Raw genomic sequence first — 24,567 nt, 5'->3', positions numbered from 1 at the left:
GGGGCCGGCGCCCGGCCGCCGACTTTGTGCAAGCGTTCACAAGCGGTACGGTGGGTGCATCACTCCGCTGGTGGCGGTACCCGGCGGGTCAGTGCGACGGATGTCGAGGAGTTCCAGCGTGGCGGCTCAGCGGGGCGAGGGTGACGGTGTCGTGACCAGCCCGGAAGCGCCCGCCGACGTCCGGGAGCGGGCGCGCGCGATTCCCGAGGCGGCGGTGGCGCGGCTCGCGGTCTACCTCCGCGTCCTCTCGGGCATGGTCGAGCAGGGCGTGACGACCATCTCCAGCGAGGAACTGGCGGGCGCGGCCGGGGTGAACTCGGCCAAGCTCCGCAAGGACCTGTCCTACATCGGCTCGTACGGCACGCGCGGCGTCGGCTACGACGTCGAGGTGCTCGTCAGCCACATCGAACGGATCCTCGGCCTCACCCGCAAGCACTCGGTGGCGGTCGTCGGCATCGGTAATCTTGGTCACGCGCTGGCGAACTACGGCGGCTTCCCCAGCCGCGGCTTCCCGGTCGCCGCGCTGTTCGACATCGACCCGGACCTGACGGGAGTGCCGGTAGGCGGCATTCCGGTCAACCACATCGACGACATCACGTCGGTCTGCGCGGAGCGCGAGGTCTCGATCGGGGTCATCGCGACACCCCCACAGGCAGCTCAGGCCGTCTGCGACCGTTTGGTATCCGCCGGAGTCCAGTGCATCCTGAACTTCGCACCCGTCGTGCTCCAAGTGCCGGACTACGTCGAAGTGCGCAAGGTCGACCTGGCGGTCGAGATGCAGATCCTGTCGTTCCACGTCGCGCGACGGGCTGACGAGGCCGCCGGTGACGTGGTCAACGGCATCGGTGTGGACGGGGTGGTGATTCGCCCGTGATCGTGCGGGTAGTGAGCCGATCGGTGGTGACGGCATGAGCGTTCTCGTCGTCGGTCTGTCCCACCGGACCACCCCGGTTCCCGTGCTGGAACGCGTCGCGGTCGCCGACGCCGACCGCGGCAAGGTCCTCGACCAGCTGCTGACGGCGCCGAGCGTGTCCGAGGCCGTGCTGCTGTCGACCTGCAACCGGGTCGAGGTGTACGCGGTCGTCGAGACGTTCCACGGCGGCATGAACGAGGTCGTGGAGGTGCTCGCCCGCCAAGCCGGAGCCGAGCCCGCCGACCTGTTCGAACACCTGTACGTGCACTACTCCGCCGCCGCGGTCGAGCACCTGTTCTCGGTGGCCGGCGGCCTCGACTCGATGGTGGTCGGCGAGGCCCAGATCCTGGGCCAGCTGCGCAACGCCTACAACGCCGCCGACGAGCAGGGCGTGGTCGGCCGCACGCTGCACGAGCTGGTCCAGCACGCCCTGCGGGTCGGCAAGCGCGTGCACACCGAGACGGACATCGACCACGCGGGCGCGTCCGTCGTCTCCGAAGCGCTCGCGGACGCCGCTGCCGCCCTCGGTGGTCTCGAAGGACGCACCGCCATGATCGTCGGCGCGGGCTCCATGGGCGGCTTGGCCGCCGCCCACCTGCGCCGCGCCGGCATCGGCGACGTCGTCATCGCCAACCGGACACCCGCCAACGGCGAACGCCTGGCCACGGCCCTGCGCGCGGACGGCGTCCGCGCCACCTCGACCGGCCTGGACGGCCTCGCCGACGAGATCGCCAAGGCCGACGTGCTGTTCGCGTGCACCGGGTCCGTCGGCACGGTCGTCGGCGCGGAGCACATCGGCGACCGCGCGCCGGACCGGCCGCTGGTCGTCTGCGACCTCGGCCTGCCCAAGGACGTCGACCCGGCGGCGACGCTGCTCGACGGCGTCCGCGTGGTCGACCTGGAGACCCTCCAGCGCAGGCTGTCCGACGCCCCGACCGGGCAGGGCACGCTGCGCGCGGCGGAGATCGTGGCCGAGGAGGTCCGCGCCTACCTGGCCGGGCAGCGCTCGGCCGGGGTCACGCCCACCGTGACGGCGCTGCGCAAGCGTGCCGCCGAGGTCGTGGACGCCGAACTCCTGCGGCTGGACTCGCGGCTGCCCGAACTGCCCGCCCCGGTCCGCGACGAGCTGGCCAAGACCGTGCGCCGGGTGGTGGACAAGCTCCTGCACACCCCCACCGTGCGGGTGAAGGAGCTGGCCGCGGCGCCCGGTGGGGCCGGTTACGCCGAGGCGCTGCGCGAGCTGTTCGGGCTCGACCCGCAGGCGCCGTCCGCCGTCAGCACACCCCATTCGACGCAACCCAAAGGTGAGAAGCGGTGAACCGCACCCTGAGGATCGGCACCCGCGGCAGCGCGCTCGCGCTCGCGCAGACCGGCCACGTGGCCGACGCGCTGCGCGACGCGGGCGCGACCGTGGAGATCGTCACGATCTCCACGCCCGGTGACCGCTCGTCCGCACCCATCGCCGAGATCGGCATCGGGGTGTTCACCTCGGCGCTGCGCGACGCGCTCGCGAACGGCGAGATCGACGTCGCCGTGCACTCGTACAAGGACCTGCCCACGGCCCCCGACCAGCGGCTGTCGCTGGCCGCCGTCCCGCTCCGGGAGGACCCGCGCGACGCGCTGGTCGCCCGGGACGGCCTGACCCTCGGCGAGCTGCCGACCGGCGCGAAGGTGGGCACCGGCTCGCCGCGCCGGGCCGCGCAGCTCGAAGCCCTCGGCCTCGGCATCGAGGTGGTCGGCCTCCGGGGCAACGTCGACACCCGCATCCGCAAGGTGACGGACGGCGAGCTGGACGCCGTCGTGCTCGCCCGCGCCGGCATCGCCCGCCTCGGCCGCACCGCCGAGATCACCGAGACCTTGGAGCCCATCCAGATGCTCCCCGCGCCCGCACAGGGCGCCCTCGCAGTGGAGTGCCGGGTCGACGACGTCGACACCGAACACCTCCTCCAGTCCACTCTGGACGATTCGGCCAGTAGGGCCGCTGTGGCTGCCGAGCGTGCCCTCCTGGCCGCGCTCGAAGCAGGCTGCAGCGCGCCGGTCGGCGCACTGGCCGATGTGGTGGAAGACCTCAGCGACGACGGGGCCGTGGTTCTCCGCCTGTCCCTGCGCGGGGTCATGGCGACGGAGGACGGCGACCTCCTCCGTGCGTCCGCCACCGGTGACTTGACCGCAGCAGAGGAACTCGGCCGCGCGCTGGCCGCCGAGTTGCTCGACCTCTCCGGCCACGCCACCGCGTCGCCGGCGGGGCGTAGTTGATGGGGAGTGCCCTGATGACCCGCGCACGCAAGACCCCCGGCCGAGTCGCGTTCGTCGGCTCAGGTCCGGGCGACACCGGGCTGCTCACGGTCCGGGCCCGCGACCTGCTCCACAAGGCGGAGCTCGTGGTCACGGACCCGGACGTCCCGGCCGAGGTGGTGGCGCTGGTACCCGACGGCGTCGAGGTGCGACCCGCCGTGGGCGATCCCGCCGACGTCGCGAAGGACCTGGTCGCCGAGGCGAAGAACGGCCACGCTGTGGTCCGCCTCGTAGCCGGCGACCCGCTGACCCTGGACTCCGTGGTGAAGGAGGCCCAGGCCGTCTCCAAGACCACGATCGCCTTCGACGTGGTGCCCGGCGTCCCGGCCGGCACCGCGGTGCCGGCCTACGCCGGCGTCGCACTGGGCGCCGTCCACACCGAGGCCGACGTCCGGGGCGTGACCGACTGGTCCGGCCTGGCCGCCGCCCCGGGGACGCTCGTCCTGCACGCCACCGGCGGCCACCTGGCCGAGGCGGCCTCGTCGCTCGTCGAGAACGGCGTGGCACCGCAGACCCCGGTCGCGGTGACCTGCGACGGCACCGGCTTCGGCCAGCGCACCGTGGACACCACGCTCGCCTCCCTGGCCGCCGACGCCGGCGACCTGGGCGGTCCGCTGATCGTCACCGTCGGCGCGGCCGTGGCCGGCCGGCCGAAGCTCTCCTGGTGGGAGTCCCGCGCCCTCTACGGCTGGCGGGTCCTCGTCCCGCGCACCAAGGAACAGGCGGGCGCGATGAGCGACCGGCTGCACTCCCACGGCGCGATCCCGGTCGAGGTCCCGACCATCTCCGTCGAGCCACCGCGCAGCCCCGCCCAGATGGAGCGCTCGGTGAAGGGCCTGGTCGACGGCCGCTACCAGTGGGTCGTCTTCACCTCGACCAACGCCGTCCGAGCGGTCTGGGAGAAGTTCCGCGAGTTCGGCCTGGACGCCCGCGCGTTCTCCGGCGTGAAGATCGCCTGCGTCGGCGAGTCGACGGCGGCCAAGGTCCGCAGCTTCGGCATCATCCCGGAACTGGTCCCGTCCGGCGAGCAGTCCTCCGAGGGTCTCCTCGCGGACTTCCCGCCGTACGACGACATACTGGACCCGGTGGACCGAGTCCTGCTCCCGCGAGCGGACATCGCCACCGAAACCCTGGCGGCCGGCCTGCGGGAACGCGGCTGGGAGATCGACGACGTCACGGCCTACCGCACGGTCCGCGCCGCCCCGCCGCCCGCGGACACCCGCGAGATGATCAAGTCGGGTGGCTTCGACGCGGTCTGCTTCACCTCGTCCTCCACGGTCCGCAACCTGGTCGGCATCGCGGGCAAGCCACACGCACGCACCCTGGTCGCGTGCATCGGCCCGCAGACCGCGGAAACGGCCCGCGAGTTCGGCCTCCGGGTCGACGTCCAACCCGAGGACGCCAACGTCCCCGCCCTCGTCGACGCCCTCGCACAGCACGCCGCGAGGCTGAGGGCAGAAGGCGCCCTCCCGCCCCCACGCAAGACGAAGCGACTCCGCCGTTCCTGACCCGACGGAGACCACAACGGATCCGGAACCGGCGCACCTAGGCCCGATTTGACATGGGTTCGAGTGCCTTAGGCTGGTCGGAGCCGGCAGGCTTGGCGGGACGCTCTTCCCCGCCGGGCCTGCCGGCTGCGGCCTGCCTGGGGTGCTCGTAAGGGCCCCATGTCAAATCGAGCCGGACTTGCCCACGAAGCAATCCGGACCTGCCTGAAGCAACAGGGAGTACCCGCCGTGTTCCCAACCCACCGCCCCCGCCGCCTGCGCACCACGCCGGCCATGCGCCGCCTGGTCAGCGAAACCACCGTGCGCCCGCGCCAGCTCGTGCTGCCCATGTTCGTCAAGGAAGGCGCGGAAGCGCCGACCGAGATCCAGAGCATGCCCGGTGTCTTCCAGCACACCCGCGAATCGCTGCGCAAAGCCGCCGTGGCAGCGGTCCAGGCGGGTGTCGGCGGGATCATGCTGTTCGGCGTCCCCTCCGAGCGCGACGCCGTCGGCTCCGGCGCGACGGACCCGGACGGCATCCTCAACGCCGCGCTGCGCGACCTCCGCCACGAACTGGGCGACGCGACCGTCCTGATGTCCGACTGCTGCCTGGACGAGTTCACCGACCACGGCCACTGCGGGGTCCTCACCCCGGACGGCGCCGTGGACAACGACGCCACCCTCGAGGTCTACGGCGAGATGGCCGTCGCCCAGGCGGAAGCCGGGGCACACGTCGTGGGCCCGAGCGGCATGATGGACGGCCAGATCGGGTTCATCCGCGCCGCCCTCGACGAAGCCGGCCACACCGACACCGGCGTGCTCGCCTACAGCGCCAAGTACGCGTCCGCCCTCTACGGCCCGTTCCGCGACGCCGTCGAATCGCAGCTCAAGGGCGACCGCAAGACCTACCAGCAGGACCCGGCCAACGCCCGTGAAGCGCTCCGCGAGGTCGCGCTCGACCTCGCCGAGGGCGCCGACATGGTCATGGTCAAGCCCGCCCTGCCGTACCTCGACGTGCTCAAGGCCGTCTCCGAGATCTCCGACGTGCCAGTCGCCGCGTACCAGATCTCCGGCGAGTACGCGATGGTCGAGGCCGGGGCCCGCAACGGCTGGATCGACCGCGAGCGGACCGTGCTGGAGACGCTCACGTCGATCCGCCGGGCCGGCGCGGACATCGTGCTCACCTACTGGGCGGTCGAAGCCGCGGGCTGGCTGGACCGGGAATGACGTCACCGACCCCCGCGCGGGCCGCCCGCGCGAAGGCTCCCAAGCCGACCCCGCCCAAGCTGATCGACCTCGCGCGGTGGCTGTTCATCCTCAGCGCCGTGGTCGGCATGGTCCGGTTCATGGTGCTGCTGGCCGACCGGGAGATGCTGATCCGCGAGCTGCGCGCGCAGCAGCCGAAGCTCAGCCAGGACGAGCTGGACGCCGCCGCGACCGGAGGCATCTTGTTCGGCCTCCTCCTCGCGGTCGGCCTGGTCCTGGTGTACACGCTGCTGGCGAACCGGATGGCCGCCGGTCGCAACTGGGCGCGGGTCGTGCTCACGATCATCGCCGTGGCCGGGATCTTCATGGGCGTGGTGCGGCTGGTCGCCGCCGCCTCCGGCTTCGCCGCGGCGTTCGGTCTGTCGGTCAGCGCCGTCGACCTGGCGTTCGGCGTGGTCACGATGCTCATCGACGGTGCCGCCGTGGCGCTGATGTACCAGACCTCGGTCGCGGGCTACTTCAAGACGCGCCCCGCCGAACCGCCGCGCCACCTCGGTCCTCCCGGCGTCACGCCCACCGCCTGAGGTCGCAGGTCACAGGTCTGCAGCCACTGCCTGTCACGGTGGACAACGACCTTGACCGGGCCCTAGCGTTTCCCAACGTGACGACCCCACAGGACCCTGAGAACCGGCCTCCGCAGCAGCCGTACACGCCGCCGCAGCAGCCCTACACCCCGGCGCCGCCGCCGCTGAGCGACTCGGAGCTGGCCGGATACGGGCAGCAGCGGCCCGCGGTGCCGGAGCCGAAGGAAGTCCGCCTGTCCTTCTTCCTCTGGCTGGCGGGCGCGATCCTGCTGGTCGTGTCGTCGGCGCTGGTGCTCACCCAGCGCGACGCCGCCCTCGAAGAGGCACGCCGGGCACCGGCGACGCCGGGCATCACGGTGGAGCAGCTGGAGTCCACCGTCACCGCGATCCTGGTGTTCCTCGTGATCATCGGTGTGGTGCTGGCCGCGTTGATGGTGTTCTTCGCGATGAAGGCCCGGGCGGGCCGCAACTGGGCGCGGATCGCGCTGACCGTGCTCGGCGCGGCGGTGTTCCTCTACCACCTGATCGGGTTCTCGCTGGTCGGCCTGGTCATCGTGCTGGTCGTGGCCGCGGCCGTGGTGACGCTGTACCTGCCCGCCTCGAAGGCCTACTTCGACTCGGTGAAACGGGCCGGATGACCGGGCAGCCGCCCGCGGTGGTGCGCGGCGCGGTCGCGGTGTGGCTCGCCCTCGGCGTGTTCCTGGTGCTGGAGAACGTCGTGCTGTGGCTGCGCCGGGACGAGTTCGAGCAGGCCGCCGCCCGTGCAGGCGACGACCCGGCCGCCGTGTCGGGGCTGCTCGTCCAGCTGACCGTCGTCGCGCTGGTCTTCACGGTCGGCTACGGCCTGTTCGGCCGGCTCCTGCGGCAGGGCAGGCGGTGGTCACGCGGTGTGCTCACCGGCGTGGCCGTGCTGCACGTGCTGTGGATCGTGCTGCCGGGTGCCAGCGCGGTGAACCTGGTGACGTTGCTGCTGATCGCTGTCGGTTTGGCGTTCACGTGGCTCCCCGGTACGGCACAGTGGGTGAAGCAGCACTGACCCCTGCGGAGAACCCCATGCCCGAACCGGATCCGTTCGCCTCGCCCTTCCACCACGTGGACCTGCCGGGCCAGGGGCAGGCCGACGCGCCCCTGCCGCCCGGCTTCCAGCTGCCCGCGCCCATGCCGCCGGTCGGCCCGGACGACTACGCGCCGCGCCGCCCGGTCACCGCCACCGTCGCCTCCTGGTGCTGGATCGCGGGCGCCGTGCTCGTCGTCATCGCGCTGCCCGGCGTGTTCTACACCGGGATCGACGGGCTGGCGGCCGACCTCGTGCGCGACTCCGCGGCCGAGGGCGACTCGTTGACCAGGGGCGAGGCGGACGTGGCCGCGCGGCTGACGCCGGTGCTGTTCGCGCTCGGGCTCGCGGTGCTGTCCGTGCCGTTCGTGATCGCCGCGGCCAAGCTCCGCTCGGGCCGGAACTGGGCGCGCATCCTGCTCACCGCCCTCAGCCTGCCGGTCGGCGCCTTCGGGCTCCTCGCGATGCTCGGGTTCGCCTCCGGCGGCCTGCCGCACGTGGACTGGGTGGTCGGCGTGGTGTGGTCGTGGGCGTTCCTCGGTGTCTGCGCGCTCGGGTTCGTGGCGATGTACCTGCCCGCGTCGAACGCCTACACCAGGTCGGTGACGAGATGACGCAGCCGCCGTTCGACCCGTACAGCCAGCCGATGCGGCCAGTCGAGTACCCGCAAGCGGGCCCGCAGCCGCCGTTCCAGTCCCCGTACCCCGGGCAGATGCGCAACGTCGACCAGCACACCACCGCGCTGGTCCGACCCACCGCCGTCGTCGTCTCGTTCGTCCTCTGGATCCTGACCGCGCTCTCCTGGCCGGTCGGCTCGGTCGTGCGCACGCTCGACGAAGACGGCACGATCGCCGGTTTCGGGTCGATCATGGCCTTGTTCGCGAGCACGTGCCTGGCCATCGCGTGCGTCTGGGGGGCCGTCCTCCTGCTCGGCGGGAACTACCACGCGCGGCTCGGCCTGTGCGGCGGCGCGCTGGTCATCGGCATCCTCGCGCTGGCCGCCGCGATCGTCGCGGCCCGCGACGGCGACACCGGTCCGCTCACCTGGGTGGTGATCGTGCTGCGGCTGGCGCTGCCCGCCGCCGCGTCCGTCTTCAGCTTCCTGCCCGGCACGAGGCAGTACTTCTCCGGCAACCTGGGCTAGCACGACCGTGGAGCAGCCGAGCGTGGACCAGCCGACCCTGTACACCGAAACGGGCACGTCCTGGTGGCCGCTGCTGTGGGGACCGGTGTTCGCCGTGCTCGGGTTCGGCGTCGAAGGGCTGACCGGCTCCACCCGGCCGCTCCTGTGGCTCGTCGTCGCGCTGCTCCTGCTCCTGCCCACCGCGCTCTGGGTGCAGGGCCGCCGTCGCCTGTTCGCCGTGCGCCTCACGCCCGCCGCCCTCCACCAGGGCCGCGAGGAACTGCCCCTGCGCGACGTCGCCGAGGTCGAGGGCGTCGAGCCGCGTGCGGGCGCGAAGGTGCTCGGCGGCGCCTGGTCGCTGCCCCGCGGCACGGAGCCGGTGCCGATCCGGCTCGCCGACGGCACGGTGGTGATGGGCTGGGCACGCGACGCCGACGCGCTCCGGGCCGCGATCGTGAAGCTGCTGAGCACCCGCCGTGGCGGGCCGAGCGGCAGTGGCGGTGGGCACAGTGCCACGCAAGAGTGACGACGGGCCCGGACGTGAGAGGCTGACGGACGTGACTGCGGCCACCGTCGAGACCGAGACCGTGCCGGAACCCGAGCCGGAACCCGGCGCGCCCGCGCTGCACCAGCCGAGACGCGCGCTCATCGCGGTCGGCGAAGTGGTGCTCATCGCACTGCTCGTGCCGTTCGCCGTGTGGTGCTGGAACCGGGGCGTCGTGCACTACAGCTACCCCCTGCCCGACCACCCGCCGCTGGAGTCGACCCGCTTCAAGGGCAACTGGATCGGCGCGTCCGTCGGCCTGGTCACGATCGCGGGCGTGCTGCTGCTCGACGCCGTGCGCCAGACCGTGCTCGCCGTGCGCACCCGTGGTCGGGAGCAGGGCGAAGAACCCGACGTGTGAGACTGGACGACGTGACAGCGACGCGATCCCAGGCACTGTTCGAGCGCGCGGCGGCGGTGATCCCCGGTGGCGTGAACTCCCCGGTGCGGGCATTCCACTCGGTCGGCGGCACGCCGAGGTTCATGGTGCGCGGCGAGGGCCCGCACCTGTGGGACGCCGACGGCAACCGGTACGTCGACCTGGTGTCGTCGTGGGGCCCGATGATCCTCGGGCACGCCCACCCGGACGTGGTCCACGCCGTCCGCGAGGCGGCCGTGCACGGCCTGTCGTTCGGCACGCCCACCGAGGGCGAGATCGAGCTGGCCGAGGAGATCATCGACCGGGTCGCCCCCGTGCACCAGGTCCGGCTGGTCAACTCCGGCACCGAAGCCACCATGAGCGCGATCCGGCTGGCCCGCGGCTTCACCGGGCGCCGCAAGATCGTCAAGTTCGCCGGCTGCTACCACGGCCACGTGGACGCGCTGCTCGCCCAGGCGGGCTCCGGGGTCGCCACCCTCGGCCTGCCCACCTCGCCCGGCGTCACCGGCGCGCAGGCGGCCGACACCCTCGTGCTGCCCTACAACGACCTGGAGGCCGTCCGCCAGGCGTTCGCCGACCACCCCGACGAGATCGCCTGCGTGATCACCGAGGCCGCGGCGGGCAACATGGGCGCGATCGCACCCCGGCACAACGCCGAGCTCAAGCAGCTCTGCCAGGACCACGGCGCGCTGCTGATCATGGACGAGGTCATGACCGGCTTCCGGGTGTCCCGCGCCGGCTGGTACGGCCTGGAGAACGTGGCGGGCGACCTCTACACGTTCGGCAAGGTCATGTCCGGCGGCCTGCCCGCGGCGGCGTTCGGCGGCCGGACCGACGTGATGTCGAAGCTCGCCCCGGCCGGCCCCGTCTACCAGGCGGGCACGCTGTCCGGTAACCCGGTCGCGGTGGCGGCGGGCCTGGCCACGCTCCGCGCCGCCACCGACGACGTCTACCGCACCCTGGACGCCAACGCCACGCGCCTGGGCGCGCTGTTCACCGCCGCGCTCACCGAAGCGGGCGTCGCGCACCGCGTCCAGTTCGCCGGCAACCTGGTCAGCGTGTTCTTCACCGACGCCGATGTCACCGACTACGCGGGCGCCCAGCGAGCTGACACGTGGCGCTTCCCAGCGTTCTTCCACGCCCTGCTCGACCGCGGGGTGTACGCGCCGCCGAGCGCCTTCGAGGCGTGGTTCGTCAACGCGGCCATGACCGACGACGACTTCGAGGTCATCGCCGACGCCCTGCCGCACGCCGCCCGCGCCGCCGCGGAGGCGACCCAGTGAGCCGAACAGTCGTCCACATGCTGCGGCACGGCGAGGTGCACAACCCGACCGGCATCCTCTACGGCCGCCTGCCCGGCTTCAAGCTGTCCGAACGGGGCCAGAAGCAGGCGCTGACCGTGGCCGAGCACCTGGCCGACCACGACATCTCGCACGTCGTGGCCTCCCCGCTGGACCGGGCGCAGCAGACCGCGTCGCCGATCGCCGACTCGCACCGCCTCGAACTGGACACCGACGCGCGGCTGATCGAGGCCGACAACAAGTTCGAGGGCCTGAAGGTGGCCGTCGGCGACGGCGCGCTGCGCTCGCCCAAGCACTGGCCCAAGCTGGTCAACCCGTTCCGGCCGTCGTGGGGCGAGCCGTACCTGGAGATCGCGCACCGGATGCTCGGCGCGGTGCAGCGGGCCCGGTCGGTGGCCGAGGGCCACGAGGCCGTGTGCGTGTCGCACCAGCTGCCGATCTGGACGCTGCGGCGGTTCCTGGAGGGCAAGCGGATGTGGCACGACCCGCGGCGCCGCGAGTGCTCGCTGGCGTCGTTGACGAGCCTCGTGTTCGAGGGCGAGCAGCTGGTCCGGGTCGTCTACACCGAGCCGGTCGGCGCGACGAACCCGAGGGTGACCGGGGCATGAGGGCCCTTTCTCCCCTCGCAAGCCTCGCGGTGGCGCTCCTGCTCCTCACCGGCTGCACGACCGGTGACGACGCGGTGGTGGCCGGTTCGGAGTTCCAGCTCGTCGCGCCCAACGGCGAGACGAAGCTGCGCTACGACGGCGACGAGCGCAAGAGCGTCAAGGGGCTGGCCGGGCCGAGTCTGATGGAGGACGGCAAGACCGTCTCCCTGGACGACTACGCGGGCAAGGTCGTGATCGTCAACATCTGGGGCGCGTGGTGCGGGCCGTGCCGGACCGAGGCCCCCGAGCTGCAGAAGGTGCAGGACGAGACCGGGCCGCTCGGCGTGCAGGTGCTGGGCGTGGACGTCAAGGAGAGCTCGACCGAGTCGCCCCGGGACTTCATGGCCAACCGGAAGCTCAGCTACCCGTCGATCTACGACGAGTCGGGCCGGGCGATGCTGGCGTTCCGCGGGGTGCCGCCCAACGCCGTGCCGTCCACGTTCGTGCTGGACAAGCAGCACCGGGTGGCGGCGGCGTTCCTCGGCGCCGTGATCGCCTCGGACCTGGTGCCGCTGGTCAAGGACCTGGCCGCGGAGTCCTGACGGTCACCGCAGCTCGGGCACCTTCGCCTTGAACGCGTCGATCATCGCGTCCCGGCCGATCAGGTTGAACTCCCGGCCGAGCGTGCGCATGATCGAGTTGTCGGTCGGTCGGTACAGGCCGAGCTTGTAGTACCGGGCGCCCTCGTACGCGCCGACCACGCCGCCGTCGGGCGACGTCTGGCCGAGGTAGGCCGACCACTTCGCGCCGGTCGGGTCCGCGGTCACGTTGACCTCGGTCGGCTCCGCGCCGCTGTACTGGTCGTACGGGTAGTCGTACTCGTCGGCCAGCTTGCCGATCGAGTGGCCCAGCTCGTGCACGGCGATCTGCCCGGCCTGGTCGTTCGCGCCCGCCGCGGTCGCCACGCCGCCGCCCGCGCCGCCGTACTTCGCGGTGTTGCCGAGCGCGATGACCTGGTCGGCCTGCGGCGCGAGCGCGCCGAACTGGCCTGCCTTGGTCTGGTTCACGCACAGCAGGCGCTCGGTCTGGGTGTCGCGGCCCTGGCACCAGAAGCCCATGTCGAGAGCCGTGTCGCGGGCCGTGCCCAGGGTCGGGTCGTGGTCCACGCCGGACTCGTTCGACACGACGTTGACCTGCCAGACGTTGAAGTACTGGCGGTAGGACCGGAACGGCTCGACGGCGGCCAGCTCCGTCCACTTGCTCACCACGTGGTCGTGGAAGACGCCGATCTCGGTGGCCGTGTAGCCGTCGCCGACGAAGACCAGGTCGAACCGCTGGTCGGGCGCGCCGGTCTCCTGGATGGCCACCACGTCGGCGGCGACCGCCTCGGGCGCGGCCCTGGTCTCGACGGCGACCGGCACGGGCGTCCGCGAGATCGTGCCGTCCGGTGAGAAGACCTCCACCCACTCCACGCCGGGACCGCCGGACTCCGCGGCGCCGCCGGGCAGGGGAGCGGCGACGACGGCGAAGGCGACGGCCAGCACGGGCAAGGTGAGCCGGTGTGCGCGCATGAAAGTCACGCTATGGAGTTGACCACTAACCCACAAGGGTTGATGGTCGGGTTTAAACATTCACTGAGATGGGTAATGGGCCTCCGCGTGACCTCTGCCGTGAGGCCAACCAGACCACCGCCGGCTTGTGATCTGGGTCGCCCGTAAGGGATGCCGGTGCGCGGCGTCAAGTGGTGGATACCTACCCTGAACGCGTGAACCCGACCGATCTGGCCACCTCCGGCCCGATCCTGCTCGCGACCGGTGTGGCGGTGCTGGCCGGGGCGATCTCGTTCGCCTCGCCGTGCGTCGTCCCGCTGGTCCCCGGCTACCTCGCGTACCTCGCGGGCCTCGTCGGCGCGGACGCACCGGCGGTCCAGGACGGCGAGGCGAGGAAGACCGGCCGCTGGCGGGTCGCGGGCGCCGCGCTGCTGTTCGTGCTCGGCTTCACGATCGTGTTCGCGCTGATGTCGTTCGTGGTGCTCGGGCTGACCGACCTGTTCTGGGTCCAGGGCGACCTGCTCCAGCGCGTCGGCGGCGTCATCACCATCGCCATGGGACTGGTGTTCATCGGGCTCGTCCCCGCCCTCCAGCGCGACGTCCGCGTCCACCGCACGCCCCGCGCGGGCCTGTTCGGCGCGCCGCTGCTGGGCGGCGTGTTCGCGCTCGGCTGGACGCCGTGCCTGGGCCCGACGCTGACCGGCGTGCTGGCGTTGACCCGCAGCACCGAGGTCGGCTCGACCACCGCCCGCGGCGCGGTCCTCGTGCTCGCCTACTGCCTCGGCCTCGGCCTGCCGTTCATCCTCATCGCGCTCGGCGCGCGCTGGGCGGTCCGGACGACCGGCTGGCTGCGCTCGCACGTCCGCCAGGTGCAGGTGTTCGGCGGCGTGCTGCTGATGGCCGTCGGCGTCGCCCTGGTCACCGGCCTGTGGGGCGAGTTCGTCAACTGGCTGCGCGACGCCGTCATCAACGACCTGAAACTGCCGTTGTAGTGCGCACCATCCTCGCCTTCCTGCGCAACACGTGGCGCGGCCTGACGGCCATGCGCACCGCGTTGACCCTGCTCTTCCTGCTCGCCCTCGGCGCGATGCCGGGCGCGTTGCTGCCGCAGCGCTCGCTGAACTCGTTCAAGGTCGACGAGTACATCGCCGAGCACGGCTGGTGGGGCCGGCTGCTGGACGAGCTGCAGTTCTTCGACGTCTACGCGAGCTTCTGGTTCTCCGCGATCTACGTGCTGCTGTTCGTGTCCCTGGTGGGCTGCCTGCTCCCGCGCACGTGGGAGTACTTCAAGCAGATGCGGGCCAAGCCGGTGCTCACGCCGCGCAACCTGGCCCGCATGCCGCACCACGCGTCGGCCGACACCACCTCGTCACCGCAGGCGGTCATCGAGCACGCCGAACGCCGGCTCAAGGGCTGGCGCACGGTCACCCGCGACGAGCCGGACGGCAGCCGCACGATCAGCGCCGAGCGCGGGTTCCTCCGCGAGACCGGCAACCTGGTGTTCCACTTCTCCCTGCTGGGCCTGCTGGTCGCGTTCGCGCTGGGCAAGATGTTCGGCTACGAGGGCCAGGTCATCGTGCAGGCGAACGGCGGCCAGTTCTGCAACTCGGGCGTCTACAACTACGACACGTTCCGCCCCGGTCTGCGCGTGGACGGCACGCAGCTGAACCAGTTCTGCGTGAAGGTCGACGACTTCGACGCCACGTTCCTGCACAACGGCCAGGCGGAGAGCTTCCACGCCGCCATCCAGTACCAGTCCGGCGCGGACCTCGAGACCGGCACCTGGCGGCCGTACCCGCTGGAGGTCAACAGCCCGCTGCGCACCGCGGGGGACCGGCTCTACCTCCTCGGCCACGGCTACACGCCGCTGTTCACCGTCACGTTCCCCAACGGCGACACCCGCACCGGCGCCACCCAGTGGCGCCCGGTCGACCAGGTCACGCTCGCCTCGGAGGGCGCGACGAAGTTCGACCCGCCGAACGTGCCGGACGCCGAGCAGCGCCGCAAGAGCCAGCTCGCGATCACCGGCCTGCTCGCGCCGACCGCCGCCTTCCAGGGCGAGCTGCTCGACTCCGCGTTCCCCGCCGCGAACGACCCGGCGGTCGCGATCGACGTCTACCGCGGCGACCTCGGCACCGACTCCGGCCGCGGCCAGTCGATCTTCTCCATCGACGAGAAGATGGTGCGGGACGGCAAGTTGACCAAGGTCGCCCGGCAGAACCTCAAGCAGGGCGAGCAGCTGACGCTCGACGACGGCACCGTGATCCGCTTCGACGGCGTCCGCGACTGGGTGTCGCTGCAGGTGTCCCACGACCCCACGCAGGTGTGGGTGCTGGTGTTCTCGGTGCTGGTCATCCTGGGTCTGGCCGTCTCGCTGAGCATCAAGCGCCGCCGCGTCTGGGTGCGGGCCGCGCCGCAGGAGGACGGGCGTACCGTTGTCGAGGTCGGCGGCCTCGCGCGCACTGATCAGGCCGGGTACGGCGAGGAGTTCACCTCCCTGTCCCGGGACCTGCTCGCCTACGAGAAGGAGAGCTGATGCCGGTCAACGCGACCCTGGCGACGTACAGCGACTGGACCTACGGCGCGGCCGTGGCGATCTACTTCTTCGCCGCCGTGCTGTACCTGTGCGAGGCGGCGTTCGCCCGGCCCGAGAAGGCCAAGGAACGCGAGCTGGTCGCCGCCGGCGGCGCCCAGGCCGACGGCACGTGGACGCCGGGTCTCGTGGTCAAGCCGGAGCTGTCCCGCGTCGAACGCCTGGGCCGGATGGGCTTGGCGCTGAACGTCCTCGGCGCGGGGCTGCACCTCGCTTCGCTGGTGCTGCGCGGGTTCGCGACCGAGCGCGCGCCGTGGGGCAACATGTACGAGTACGGCTCGCTGCTGACGCTCGCGGGCGTGGTGACGTGGCTGGTGCTGGTCCGCAAGTTCCCGGTGCGCAGGCTCGGCGGGTTCGTGCTGGTGCCGATCGTGATCCTGATGTTCCTCGGTGGCACCGTCCTCTACGCCGACGCCGCTCCCGTGACGCCTCCGTTGCAGTCGTACTGGCTCGTGGTGCACGTGTCGGTGATCTCGATTTCCAGCGGCGTGCTGCTGGTGCCCGGTGTGGCCAGCGTGATGTACCTGCTGAAGTCCTCGGGCCGGGCGAGGTTCCGCAAGCTGCCCGAGGCCGACGTGCTGGACCGGCTCGCCTACCGCAGCACGGTGTTCGCGTTCCCGCTGTTCACCATCGGCATCATCTGCGGCGCGATCTGGGCCGAGTCGGCGTGGGGCCGGTTCTGGGGCTGGGACCCCAAGGAGACCGTGGCGTTCGTGTCGTGGGTCGTCTACGCGGGGTACCTGCACGCGCGGGCGACGGCCGGTTGGCGCGGCCGTCCCGCCGCTTGGATCAACTCGTTCGCCTTCGCGCTGACCGTGTTCAACCTGTTCTTCATCAACCTCGTAACGACTGGGTTGCACTCGTACGCCGGTGTCGGCTGATCCCGTAGACCACGAGGTACGCGGTGTTCGTCCACCCATGTCACGGGCTCGGGGTGGACGAACACCCAGTGTCGTGGAACCACTGGTCGCCGACTACCGTCGGACGCGTGGGGTCGGGGAGGTCTCGATCCGCTTCGCTCAGGGAGGACCCCAGCGGTGACCGGTCGCTACGAGAATCCTGAGCCGTCGTGGCAGCAGCCGGCCGGAGCGGAAGGGCAGCAGCAGCCCAACCCGAACCAGTCGGGCGGCTACCAGGTCGAGCCGGGATCGGGTGCCCACTACGTCGACCCCCAGACCGTCTACCTCGACCCGGCGCAGTCCGGCCCGGTGACCGGACCCCCGTCGGGCGGGTTCCCGGCGCAGGGCCAGCAGTCCGGCCCCTACCCCGTGCAGGGGCAGCAGTCGGGGTCGTATCCCGTGCAGGGCCAGCAGTCCGGGTCGTACCAGGTCTCCGGCGGCCAGTCCGGCGCGTACCCGGTCTCCGGCCAGCAGTCGGGGCCGTACCCGGTGTCCGGCGGCCAGTCGGGCGCGTACCAGGTGTCGGGCGGCCAGTCCGGTCCGTACCCCGGCCCGAACCAGTCCGGCCCGCACCAGGCGGGACCGCAGCAGTACCAGGGCGGGTTCCCCAACAACTTCCCGCAGAGCGTCCAGCCGCAGCAGCAACCGCAGCGGGCGGCCAACGCCAGCGACGTGTCCTCGCAGCAGTTGATCAAGCGCGCGAAGCGCCCGCCGCAGTCCGGCTGGCGCAAGACCGTGCACTCGGTCACCGGCGGTCTGGTCAACCTCGGCGAGAGCCCCGCGGACGTCCGCAGGCGTGAGCTGATCGGCCGGATCAACCAGCCGCTGCGCGGGTGCTACAAGATCGCCATGCTGAGCCTCAAGGGCGGCGTCGGCAAGACCACGACGACGACCACGCTCGGCTCGACGTTCTCCTCGCTGCGCGGCGACCGGGTCATCGCGGTGGACGCCAACCCCGACCGCGGCACGCTGGCGCTGAAGGTGCCCAGGGAGACCACGGCGACGGTGCGGCACCTGCTGCGCGACGCGTCGAAGATCACCCGGTACAGCGACGTGCGCGCGTACACCTCGCAGTCGCCCAGCCGCCTCGAAGTGCTGGCGTCCGAGCAGGACCCGGCCGTGTCGGAGGCGTTCAGCGACCTCGACTACCTGCGCACGATCTCGTTGCTGGAGCTGTTCTACAACATCGTGCTCACCGACTGCGGCACCGGCTTGATGCACTCGGCCATGAAGGGCGTGCTCGACCAGGCCGACTCGCTGGTGCTGGTGTCGTCCGGCTCGGTGGACGGCGCGCAGACGTCGGCGGCGACGCTCGACTGGCTCGACGCGCACGGCTACCGCGACCTGGTCGCGAAGTCCGTCGCGGTGATCAACTCGGTGCGGCCCGGCTCGGGCAAGGTCGACCTGGACAAGCTGGCCGCGCACTTCGCCCAGCGCTGCCGCGCCGTGGTGCGGATCCCGTTCGACACGCACCTGGAAGAGGGCGCGGAGATCGAGCTGGACAAGCTCGCCCCGGACACGAGGCTCGCGCTGCTGGAACTCGCCGCCACCGTGGCCGACGACTTCCCGAACAACTAGCCCGTCACGACGAGGGGGCCTCGGAGCGAGGCCCCACCGTTGTCACTCTTCGTCGTCCGGCTTCTTCTTGCGCTGCTCACCGAGCTTGCGCAGGAAGTCCGGGTCGTCGTCCGGCGCCACGATTCGACGACTGGGGGCGGTATCGACCCGGTTCGGTCCGAACGCACGCCACAGCAGCACGGCGATGGTGAGCGCACCGATCACCGCGAGCAGGTAGAGCATGGTCGCCACCTCCTTTGCCACGAGATTACCCGTGTCCCGGAGGTGCACGTCGTCAGTGTCGGACGGGTTCGGTCGCCTCCGTCGTCAGCTGGGACAACAACTGCTGGACCTCGGACTCGCGGAACCTGCGGTGGCCCCCTGGCGTGCGGATCGAGCCGATCCGGCCCGCGGTGGCCCAGCGGGTGACCGTCTTCGGGTCTACCCGGAACAAGTTCGCGACCTCACCCGGCGTCAGCAGGCGTTCCCCCTGGTGTCCCTGCGTCACGGTCACGGCATCCTCCCCGATGGCGTACAGACGTACCGGACGCATCGTGGCACCCCACCCATCGGGTACTCGAACGCTTGGGTGATGGTAAAGAGGTAGTAAGGGACGAAGCGTGCGGTTCGGACATCGTGGTCGGTGGGCCTACGCTGTGACCGGTGGACGCTCTTGATCGCCAGATCATCGCCGCCCTGCGGGAGAACGGCCGGGCCACCTACGCCGACCTCGGCCGCAAGGTGGGCCTCTCGGCCTCCGCCGTGCACGAACGGGTCGGCAAGCTGGAAACCACCGGGGTGATCGTCGGCTACCACGCCGTGGTCGACCCGAGCGCCGTCGGCCTCGGCGTTACCGCGCTGGTCAGCATCCACCCCACGGACACCGCGGACGACGACGAGCTGGCCGTCGCGCTGGCCGAGCTGGTCGAGGTCGAGTCGTGCTACCGGGTGGCGGGCGACGAGTCGTTCATCGTGAAGGTGCGGGTCGCCACGGTCGACGACCTGGAGCGCTCGCTCGGCCGGCTGCGGCGCATCCAGGGCGTCGCGCGCACGCGCACCACGGTCGTGCTGTCCACCCGGTTCGAGGGCCGTCCGAACACCGCGGCGGCCGGTCCCGCGGACGACGCGTAACCTGGTCAACCGTGCACCTGGGTCGTGATGTGACGCTCTACATCGGCGCGCGCCTGGGCATGGTCGCCGCGGTCACCGCGCTGCTCGTGCTCGTCGACGTGCCGCTGCTGGTCGCGCTCGCCGTCGGCGTGGTCGTGGCGCTGCCGCTGTCGCTGTTCGTGTTCAGCGGGCTGCGCAAGCGGGTCGCGCAGGGCCTGGAGGAGAAGCAGGCGGTGCGCCGCGCCGAACGCGAGAAGCTGCGCGCCCAGTTGCGCGGCGACGCCGCCTAGCGCCTCACACCACCAGCAGGATCGCCCCGCCGAGGTTGGCCAGCACCATCACGGCCAGCACCGCGCCGAAGTTCGTGCTCTCGCGCAGGCGCAGGGCCAGCGCCAACGGGCCGATCGGCAGCATCACCGGCTTGCGCTCCCGGTTCGCGATCCGGAGCGCGCCGAACGCCACGCCGAGCGGGTTCAGGCCCAGCTCACGGGCGCCTTCGACGTCGGCGCGCCACTGCTCCAGGTAGCGGTCCCGCTGACCGCGCGGGAGCCGCAGGGCGGCGGCGGCGACCACGGTCAGGGCGAGTCGGGTCGTGAGTCTGCTCATCGGGCGACCTCCGGTCGGGTGACGGGCACGGACCTGGCCTTCGTCCGGTTGCCGGCTCGGCCGGCGGCTTTCGCGCACGCCTTGACCGCCTCCTGGGCGCCTCCGGGCGTGAGCACGTACATCCGGCGGCGCGGTCCGCGGCGTTCGCTGTCGTCGTCCCAGGACGAGGTGACCCACCCGGCCCGTTCCAGGCGGTCGAGCAGCGGGTAGACGCTGCCGGACGGGCGCCCGGTCAGCTTGATGATCTCCAGGCCCCAGCGCGGCTGGTCGCTCTTGAGCAGCACTTCCAGCACGTCGACCGTGGCCGCTCCGATGCGTCCGAGTGGTTCCACGGCACTAGCCTACCTATGTAGATTAAGGCTTGTCCACCGCTCACCCGGCGAACGTGGCCTCCGCGTCGTCGGCCAGGCGCTCGATCACGTCCCGCAGCTCCAAGGTCTCCAGCCAGTGCTCCGGGATGGCCTCCACGCCGTCCCGCGCGCCGAGCAGGTTCCCGCACAGCGCGCCGGTCGAGTCGCTGTCCCCGGAGTGGTTGACCGCGAGCAGCAGCCCGTCGGCCAGGTCGCGCGCGGCCAGCGCGGTCAGCACCGCGATCGCCAACGCCTCCTCGCCGACCCACCCGCCGCCCAACGTCGTCTCGATCACCTCGGGCGTGGGCCGCACGCCGCCGACGCCCAGCTCGACGGCGAGGTCCAGCAGGGCCAGTTGCTCCTCGTGGCCGTCCCACCTGATCAGCTCGGCGCGGGCCGCCTCGATCGCGGGCAGCAGCGCCACGCCCGCCAGCACCTGCCGCACGAGCACGGCCAGCACGCCCGCGGACAGGTAGCCGCTGGGGTGGCCGTGGGTCAGCGCGCCGGTCGCGGCGGCCAGGTCGAACACCTCGCGCACGTCGTCGGACCACAACGCCACCGGCGCCGCGCGCATCACCGCGCCGCAGCCCTTGCTGTCGTTGATCGGCGCGTCCACCGTGCCGAGCACGCCCGAGCGCAACGCGGTCAGGCACGTGTTGCCGGGCGCGCGCCGGTCGTGCAGCTCGGGCACGTCCAGCAGCCACCCGTCCGGTCTGACCTCCGGACCGCCCTGCGTGCGCAGCCACCGCGCGTACGCCACGCGCACCTCGTGCACCGGGTCGCTGCCGCGCTTGCGGGCCAGCAGCAGCCCTTCCAGCGTGAACAGGGTCATCTGGGTGTCGTCGGTGATCGCGCCGAGCCGGCCGTAGGCGGGCGCGTAGTCGGTCAGGCCCGAAGGACCGAACCGACCCCGGATGCGGTCGATCCGGTCGAACTCGATCGAACCGCCGAGCGCGTCGCCGACGGCGCCGGCGAGGAGGCTGCCGCGGAGTGAGCCGATCGGAAGTGAGTTCACGTCGCAGAAGTTATCGTGCCGGCGTGACCTCCTCGGTAGATCGCTGTAGCTCCCGGACCAGGGAATGGGTGTGCGAGGCCGTCCGCATCATCGAAGCGGACGCCAACCGCAGCGCCGACACGCACCTGCTGCACTTCCCCCTCCCACCGGAGTGGGGAATCGACCTGTACCTGAAGGACGAGTCGACCCACCCGACCGGCTCGCTCAAGCACCGGCTCGCCCGGTCGCTGTTCCTGTACGCGATCTGCAACGGCTGGGTGGTCGGCGGCACGCCCGTGATCGAGGCGTCGTCCGGCTCGACCGCCGTGTCGGAGGCGTACTTCGCGCGGCTGCTCGGCCTGCCGTTCATCGCGGTGATGCCGCGTTCCACCAGCCAGGAGAAGGTGGCGCTGATCGAGCGCCAAGGCGGGAAGTGCCACTTCGTCGACGAGCCGGGCGCGATCTACGACGAGTCGCGGCGGCTCGCCACCGAGCTGGGCGGGCACTTCATGGACCAGTTCACGCACGCCGAGCGGGCGACGGACTGGCGCGGCAACAACAACATCGCCGAGTCGGTGTTCCAGCAGATGGAGCTGGAGGCCGCGCCCGAGCCGGAGTGGATCGTGGTCGGCGCGGGCACGGGCGGCACGAGCGCCACCATCGGCCGCTACATCCACTACCGGAAGCTGCGGACCCGGCTGGCCGTGGTGGACCCGGAGCACTCGGTGTTCTTCGACGCGTGGTGCGACGGGAACCTGTCGTTGACCGGCACGCGGGGCTCGCGCATCGAGGGCATCGGCAGGCCGCGGGTGGAGCCGTCGTTCATCGGCGACGTGATCGACCGGATGATCAAGGTGCCGGACGCCGCGTCGCTGGCCACGATCCGGCACGTCGAGCAGGTGCTGGGTCGGCGGGTCGGCGGGTCGACCGGCACGAACCTGTGGGGCGCGTTCCAGCTGATCGCGGAGATGCGGGCGTCGCGGTTGCGCGGGAGCGTCGTGACGTTGCTGTGCGACGGCGGCGAGCGCTACGCGCACACGTACTACGACGACGAGTGGGTTGCCGCGCAAGGCATGGACCTCGAACCGCACCTGGCCGCGCTGGAGAGGTTCGGCTCGACCGGCACGTGGGACCGGTGATTCCGCATTCGTGGGAACGAGCGGCACGTGCCGTGCGTCGCAGCGGGGATCGGCGCGTGGGAAGGGGTGTGCGGTGAGCGCGTGGCGTACGGCGGAGGTGCTCACGGCGGAGGACGTGCTGGCCAGGTCGGTGGCCGACGCCGACAAGGCGATGCGCGAGGCGGCCAAGCTGCGGTACCCGCAGCGCGAGCCCTCGGCCGACGACGTGCGGCGCGTGATGCAGTACGCGAAGTCGAACGCGGCGTCGCCGGAACTGCAGGCGTTGCAGCGGCGGATCGCGGGCGGCTACCTGAGCTGGCGCCAGGTGCTCATGGGCGAGGCCGCCGACGACCGCGGCGTGAAGGCGGCGCTGGAGGCCGACCGCGAGGCCCTGGCGGCGTTGTGCCGGGGCGAGGAACCGCGCGTCGACCCGCCGAAGCCCAAGCCGCGTGACGACGACGAGCCGATGACGTTCACCGAGGACGCCTGGTAGGCGCGCTCGTCAGGAGTCCCGGCCGTCCGGCTGGAACACGATCACCTGCAACGCGCCCCGCAGCTCCTGCGCGGTCCGCGGGCTGACCGGGGTGAGGAACACGCGTTCGGCCTCGGCGCTCGCCGCCATGGCCAGGCGCAGGGTCTCCCGGCCCGCTCCGGTCAGCTCGACCACGTTGCGCCGCCGGTCGTCGGCGTCCGGGTGGCGTGACACCAGGCCCTTGCCCTCCAGCGCGTCCAGCAGGGCGACCATCGTCGTGCGGTCGATGCCCAGCCGTTGCGCCGCCTGCTGCTGGGACATCGGCTCGCGGCCGGCGAGGGTGAGCATGACGCCCAGCTCGCGCCCCTCGATGCCGTGCGGCTTCAGCGCGTCCGCGAGCAGCTCCGCCATCCGCTGCTGCGCGTGCTTGAGCAGGTAGACGAGGTTCTCCCGCAGCTCCGGCCCTGGTCCGTCGTTCCTTGCCACCCGTCGATCCTATCGCTAGCCTGATCGTCAGTATAGCTGATAATCAGCTTGACGACAGAAAGGTTCAGGCGATGATCCTGGTCACCGGGGGTCTCGGTTTCATCGGCTCGCACACCGTGCGGGCCCTGCTCGACCTCGGCGAGGACTGCGTGCTGGTCCAGCGCCGTGCCGCCGCCGTGCCCGCCGACCTCGCCGACGGGCGGGTGGCGGTGGAGCGGGTGGACGTCACCGACCTGGCGGCGCTGCTCGACGTCGGGACGCGCCACCGGATCACCGGCATCGTGCACCTCGCCGGGTCGATGCCCTGGCCGCCCGGCGGCGACCAGCCCGTGGAGGCCACGCGCGCCGCGCTCGGCGGCCTGCTCAACATCGTGGAGGCGGCCCGCGCCTGGGGCGTGCCGCGCGTCGGCGTCGCCAGCACCATCGGCGTCTACGCGGGCGTCCCCGGCGACGGCCCGCTCAGCGAGGACCTGCCGTTGCCGCTGTCCTCACCGCACGTGATCCCGAGGTTCAAGAAGATCGGCGAACTGCTCACCGAGCACCTGTCCGAAGCCACCGGCGTAGAGGTGATCGACTACCGCATCTCCGGCATCTGGGGACCGGGCGAGCCTCACGGGGCGCTGTTCTTCGCCGCACCCGAACTGATCCACGCCGCCGCGCGCGGCACCGAGCCGGACCTCTCGGCCCTCCACGGACCCGCGCACGCCGAGGACGCCCTCGACCTCTGCTACGTGAAGGACTGCGGCCGGGCCATCGCCCTCCTGCAGACCGCGACCAAGCTCAACCACCGCACGTACAACGTCGCCTCCGGCCGGGCGACCTCGAACGCCGACCTCATCGCCGCGATCAAGCAGGTCGTCCCGGACGCCAAGGTCGACCTGCCCACCGGCGGCACCGGCCGACGCACCTGGCTCGACATCACCCGGCTCCAGGAGGACACCGGCTACCGGCCCGAGTACGACACCGAACGCGCCGTCGCCGACTACCTGGCCTGGCTGCGCGCGGGCAACGAGCGCTGACCGCCTCCGGGTCGCCGGTCGAGCTCCGGCAGCCAGACCAGGCGTGCCCTGAGGTGATGGCGTTCGCTGGTGAACAGGTGCAGCGCGTTCTCGGGCCTGCCGAGACTCAGCCGGGAGTGGTCGTCCACCGCGAAGACCTCCGCACGGCCGTCGAAGGCCATGCCCCACGCGGCGACCCAGCCGTCGAGGCGGTCACCGAACTCCTGCACCACCGCGAACACGCGAGGCGCGGACGTGAGCGCCATGTCGTCCAGCAGTGCGGCGAACTCCGCTTCACCGCACAACGGCTTCAACCCGTCGAGGTCGTTCACCGGTCAGCCTCCCCATCGTCCAGCGTTGT

The 24,567-nt window shown here is 71.7% G+C and carries 32 protein-coding genes; 24 read left to right on the top strand and 8 right to left on the bottom strand.

What is annotated here, in order from left to right; all coding sequences use genetic code 11:
* Window positions 1–118: 118 nt before the first annotated feature.
* The 15 genes from ADK67_RS05925 (at window position 119) to ADK67_RS05855 (ending at window position 12,075) form a co-directional block, all read left to right on the top strand.
* Entirely contained in the window at window positions 119–874 is a 756-nt protein-coding gene (locus tag ADK67_RS05925; RefSeq protein ID WP_157619946.1) for a redox-sensing transcriptional repressor Rex, read from the top strand.
* 34 nt (window positions 875–908) lie between these two features.
* Window positions 909–2,231, top strand: a complete 1,323-nt coding sequence (locus tag ADK67_RS05920; RefSeq protein ID WP_053715353.1) for a glutamyl-tRNA reductase — start codon at window positions 909–911, stop codon at window positions 2,229–2,231.
* On the top strand, window positions 2,228–3,169 hold the full coding sequence (hemC, locus tag ADK67_RS05915) for a hydroxymethylbilane synthase (RefSeq protein WP_053715352.1): 942 nt from the start codon (window positions 2,228–2,230) through the stop codon (window positions 3,167–3,169). The genes ADK67_RS05920 and hemC overlap by 4 nt, the downstream gene beginning before the upstream one ends.
* Before the next feature lie 14 nt (window positions 3,170–3,183).
* Window positions 3,184–4,716: a uroporphyrinogen-III synthase gene (locus ADK67_RS05910; RefSeq protein WP_053715351.1), complete on the top strand. Its 1,533-nt coding sequence runs from the start codon at window positions 3,184–3,186 to the stop codon at window positions 4,714–4,716.
* A gap of 228 nt (window positions 4,717–4,944) precedes the next feature.
* Window positions 4,945–5,922, top strand: coding sequence for a porphobilinogen synthase (gene hemB, locus ADK67_RS05905; RefSeq protein WP_053715350.1), 978 nt, complete (start codon window positions 4,945–4,947; stop codon window positions 5,920–5,922).
* Window positions 5,919–6,485, top strand: coding sequence for a hypothetical protein (locus ADK67_RS05900; protein ID WP_053715349.1), 567 nt, complete (start codon window positions 5,919–5,921; stop codon window positions 6,483–6,485). The genes hemB and ADK67_RS05900 overlap by 4 nt, the downstream gene beginning before the upstream one ends.
* Window positions 6,486–6,562: 77 nt before the next feature.
* Window positions 6,563–7,123, top strand: coding sequence for a hypothetical protein (locus ADK67_RS05895; protein WP_053715348.1), 561 nt, complete (start codon window positions 6,563–6,565; stop codon window positions 7,121–7,123).
* Window positions 7,120–7,521, top strand: coding sequence for a hypothetical protein (locus tag ADK67_RS05890; protein ID WP_053715347.1), 402 nt, complete (start codon window positions 7,120–7,122; stop codon window positions 7,519–7,521). Before ADK67_RS05895 ends, ADK67_RS05890 begins: the two co-directional genes overlap by 4 nt.
* Window positions 7,522–7,538: 17 nt before the next feature.
* A complete protein-coding gene (locus ADK67_RS05885; RefSeq protein WP_053715346.1) occupies window positions 7,539–8,153 on the top strand; it encodes a hypothetical protein in 615 nt (204 codons plus the stop codon).
* Entirely contained in the window at window positions 8,150–8,683 is a 534-nt protein-coding gene (locus ADK67_RS05880) for a hypothetical protein (RefSeq protein ID WP_053715345.1), read from the top strand. The genes ADK67_RS05885 and ADK67_RS05880 overlap by 4 nt, the downstream gene beginning before the upstream one ends.
* Window positions 8,684–8,705: 22 nt before the next feature.
* The gene (locus ADK67_RS05875) at window positions 8,706–9,188 is read left to right on the top strand and encodes a DUF3093 family protein (RefSeq protein ID WP_053715375.1); all 483 of its coding nucleotides are present in this window, start codon (window positions 8,706–8,708) and stop codon (window positions 9,186–9,188) included.
* A gap of 31 nt (window positions 9,189–9,219) precedes the next feature.
* The gene (locus ADK67_RS05870; RefSeq protein ID WP_082403240.1) at window positions 9,220–9,567 is read left to right on the top strand and encodes a hypothetical protein; all 348 of its coding nucleotides are present in this window, start codon (window positions 9,220–9,222) and stop codon (window positions 9,565–9,567) included.
* A gap of 11 nt (window positions 9,568–9,578) precedes the next feature.
* Complete coding sequence (gene hemL, locus ADK67_RS05865) at window positions 9,579–10,868, top strand: glutamate-1-semialdehyde 2,1-aminomutase (protein WP_053715373.1); 1,290 nt, start codon at window positions 9,579–9,581, stop codon at window positions 10,866–10,868.
* A gap of 17 nt (window positions 10,869–10,885) precedes the next feature.
* On the top strand, window positions 10,886–11,494 hold the full coding sequence (locus tag ADK67_RS05860; protein WP_053715344.1) for a histidine phosphatase family protein: 609 nt from the start codon (window positions 10,886–10,888) through the stop codon (window positions 11,492–11,494).
* Entirely contained in the window at window positions 11,491–12,075 is a 585-nt protein-coding gene (locus ADK67_RS05855; RefSeq protein ID WP_053715343.1) for a TlpA disulfide reductase family protein, read from the top strand. The genes ADK67_RS05860 and ADK67_RS05855 overlap by 4 nt, the downstream gene beginning before the upstream one ends.
* Before the next feature lie 3 nt (window positions 12,076–12,078).
* On the opposite strand, the gene ADK67_RS05850 is transcribed toward ADK67_RS05855, so the two are convergent.
* Window positions 12,079–13,044 (bottom strand): M64 family metallopeptidase, encoded by a 966-nt coding sequence (locus ADK67_RS05850; RefSeq protein ID WP_053715342.1) that lies wholly within the window; start codon window positions 13,042–13,044, stop codon window positions 12,079–12,081.
* Between the two features lie 194 nt (window positions 13,045–13,238).
* On the opposite strand from ADK67_RS05850, the gene ADK67_RS05845 reads away from it, so the two are divergent.
* From ADK67_RS05845 to ADK67_RS05830, 4 genes are all read left to right on the top strand, one after another.
* Window positions 13,239–14,015: a cytochrome c biogenesis CcdA family protein gene (locus ADK67_RS05845; protein ID WP_053715341.1), complete on the top strand. Its 777-nt coding sequence runs from the start codon at window positions 13,239–13,241 to the stop codon at window positions 14,013–14,015.
* A 50-nt stretch (window positions 14,016–14,065) separates the two neighbouring features.
* Window positions 14,066–15,559: a cytochrome c biogenesis protein ResB gene (gene resB, locus ADK67_RS05840; protein ID WP_082403248.1), complete on the top strand. Its 1,494-nt coding sequence runs from the start codon at window positions 14,066–14,068 to the stop codon at window positions 15,557–15,559.
* A complete protein-coding gene (gene ccsB, locus ADK67_RS05835; RefSeq protein WP_053715340.1) occupies window positions 15,559–16,497 on the top strand; it encodes a c-type cytochrome biogenesis protein CcsB in 939 nt (312 codons plus the stop codon). Before resB ends, ccsB begins: the two co-directional genes overlap by 1 nt.
* Before the next feature lie 156 nt (window positions 16,498–16,653).
* Complete coding sequence (locus ADK67_RS05830; RefSeq protein ID WP_053715339.1) at window positions 16,654–18,093, top strand: AAA family ATPase; 1,440 nt, start codon at window positions 16,654–16,656, stop codon at window positions 18,091–18,093.
* A 42-nt stretch (window positions 18,094–18,135) separates the two neighbouring features.
* Here the strand turns inward: ADK67_RS05830 and ADK67_RS05825 are convergent, their stop codons facing one another.
* Both ADK67_RS05825 and ADK67_RS05820 read right to left on the bottom strand, forming a co-directional pair.
* Entirely contained in the window at window positions 18,136–18,315 is a 180-nt protein-coding gene (locus ADK67_RS05825; RefSeq protein ID WP_053715371.1) for a hypothetical protein, read from the bottom strand.
* 52 nt (window positions 18,316–18,367) lie between these two features.
* The gene (locus ADK67_RS05820) at window positions 18,368–18,625 is read right to left on the bottom strand and encodes a BldC family transcriptional regulator (RefSeq protein ID WP_231648027.1); all 258 of its coding nucleotides are present in this window, start codon (window positions 18,623–18,625) and stop codon (window positions 18,368–18,370) included.
* Window positions 18,626–18,735: 110 nt separating this feature from the next.
* Here ADK67_RS05820 and ADK67_RS05815 point away from each other — a divergent pair, with 110 nt between their 5' ends.
* Both ADK67_RS05815 and ADK67_RS05810 read left to right on the top strand, forming a co-directional pair.
* On the top strand, window positions 18,736–19,203 hold the full coding sequence (locus ADK67_RS05815) for an Lrp/AsnC family transcriptional regulator (protein WP_053715338.1): 468 nt from the start codon (window positions 18,736–18,738) through the stop codon (window positions 19,201–19,203).
* 11 nt (window positions 19,204–19,214) lie between these two features.
* Window positions 19,215–19,472 carry a DUF4229 domain-containing protein gene (locus ADK67_RS05810; protein WP_269435981.1) on the top strand — a complete coding sequence of 86 codons (258 nt, stop codon included), beginning with the start codon at window positions 19,215–19,217 and terminating at the stop codon, window positions 19,470–19,472.
* Between the two features lie 4 nt (window positions 19,473–19,476).
* Here the strand turns inward: ADK67_RS05810 and ADK67_RS05805 are convergent, their stop codons facing one another.
* From ADK67_RS05805 to ADK67_RS05795, 3 genes are read right to left on the bottom strand one after another with little or no spacing between them, the layout of a single operon-like run.
* Entirely contained in the window at window positions 19,477–19,788 is a 312-nt protein-coding gene (locus ADK67_RS05805) for a hypothetical protein (protein ID WP_053715336.1), read from the bottom strand.
* Complete coding sequence (locus tag ADK67_RS05800; protein ID WP_053715335.1) at window positions 19,785–20,120, bottom strand: PadR family transcriptional regulator; 336 nt, start codon at window positions 20,118–20,120, stop codon at window positions 19,785–19,787. The genes ADK67_RS05805 and ADK67_RS05800 overlap by 4 nt, the downstream gene beginning before the upstream one ends.
* Window positions 20,121–20,160: 40 nt before the next feature.
* Window positions 20,161–21,153 carry an ADP-ribosylglycohydrolase family protein gene (locus ADK67_RS05795; RefSeq protein ID WP_053715334.1) on the bottom strand — a complete coding sequence of 331 codons (993 nt, stop codon included), beginning with the start codon at window positions 21,151–21,153 and terminating at the stop codon, window positions 20,161–20,163.
* 23 nt (window positions 21,154–21,176) lie between these two features.
* Between ADK67_RS05795 and ADK67_RS05790 the strand changes: the two genes are divergently transcribed.
* Complete coding sequence (locus ADK67_RS05790; protein ID WP_053715333.1) at window positions 21,177–22,271, top strand: PLP-dependent cysteine synthase family protein; 1,095 nt, start codon at window positions 21,177–21,179, stop codon at window positions 22,269–22,271.
* A 73-nt stretch (window positions 22,272–22,344) separates the two neighbouring features.
* On the top strand, window positions 22,345–22,743 hold the full coding sequence (locus tag ADK67_RS05785) for a hypothetical protein (protein ID WP_053715332.1): 399 nt from the start codon (window positions 22,345–22,347) through the stop codon (window positions 22,741–22,743).
* Between the two features lie 9 nt (window positions 22,744–22,752).
* Here ADK67_RS05785 and ADK67_RS05780 read toward each other — a convergent pair whose 3' ends face one another.
* Window positions 22,753–23,208 (bottom strand): MarR family winged helix-turn-helix transcriptional regulator, encoded by a 456-nt coding sequence (locus tag ADK67_RS05780; protein WP_053715331.1) that lies wholly within the window; start codon window positions 23,206–23,208, stop codon window positions 22,753–22,755.
* Window positions 23,209–23,279: 71 nt separating this feature from the next.
* Between ADK67_RS05780 and ADK67_RS05775 the strand changes: the two genes are divergently transcribed.
* Window positions 23,280–24,227 (top strand): NAD-dependent epimerase/dehydratase family protein, encoded by a 948-nt coding sequence (locus ADK67_RS05775; protein WP_053715330.1) that lies wholly within the window; start codon window positions 23,280–23,282, stop codon window positions 24,225–24,227.
* Here the strand turns inward: ADK67_RS05775 and ADK67_RS05770 are convergent.
* Window positions 24,191–24,538, bottom strand: coding sequence for a hypothetical protein (locus tag ADK67_RS05770; RefSeq protein WP_063797511.1), 348 nt, complete (start codon window positions 24,536–24,538; stop codon window positions 24,191–24,193). The genes ADK67_RS05775 and ADK67_RS05770 overlap by 37 nt on opposite strands.
* Between the last annotated feature and the right edge of the window lie 29 nt (window positions 24,539–24,567).

It is taken from the genome of Saccharothrix sp. NRRL B-16348 (assembly GCF_001280085.1).
Taxonomy (GTDB): Bacteria; Actinomycetota; Actinomycetes; order Mycobacteriales; family Pseudonocardiaceae; genus Actinosynnema.
Note: the sequence above shows the minus strand (reverse complement) of the source record. Positions and strands in the feature narration are given on the sequence as shown.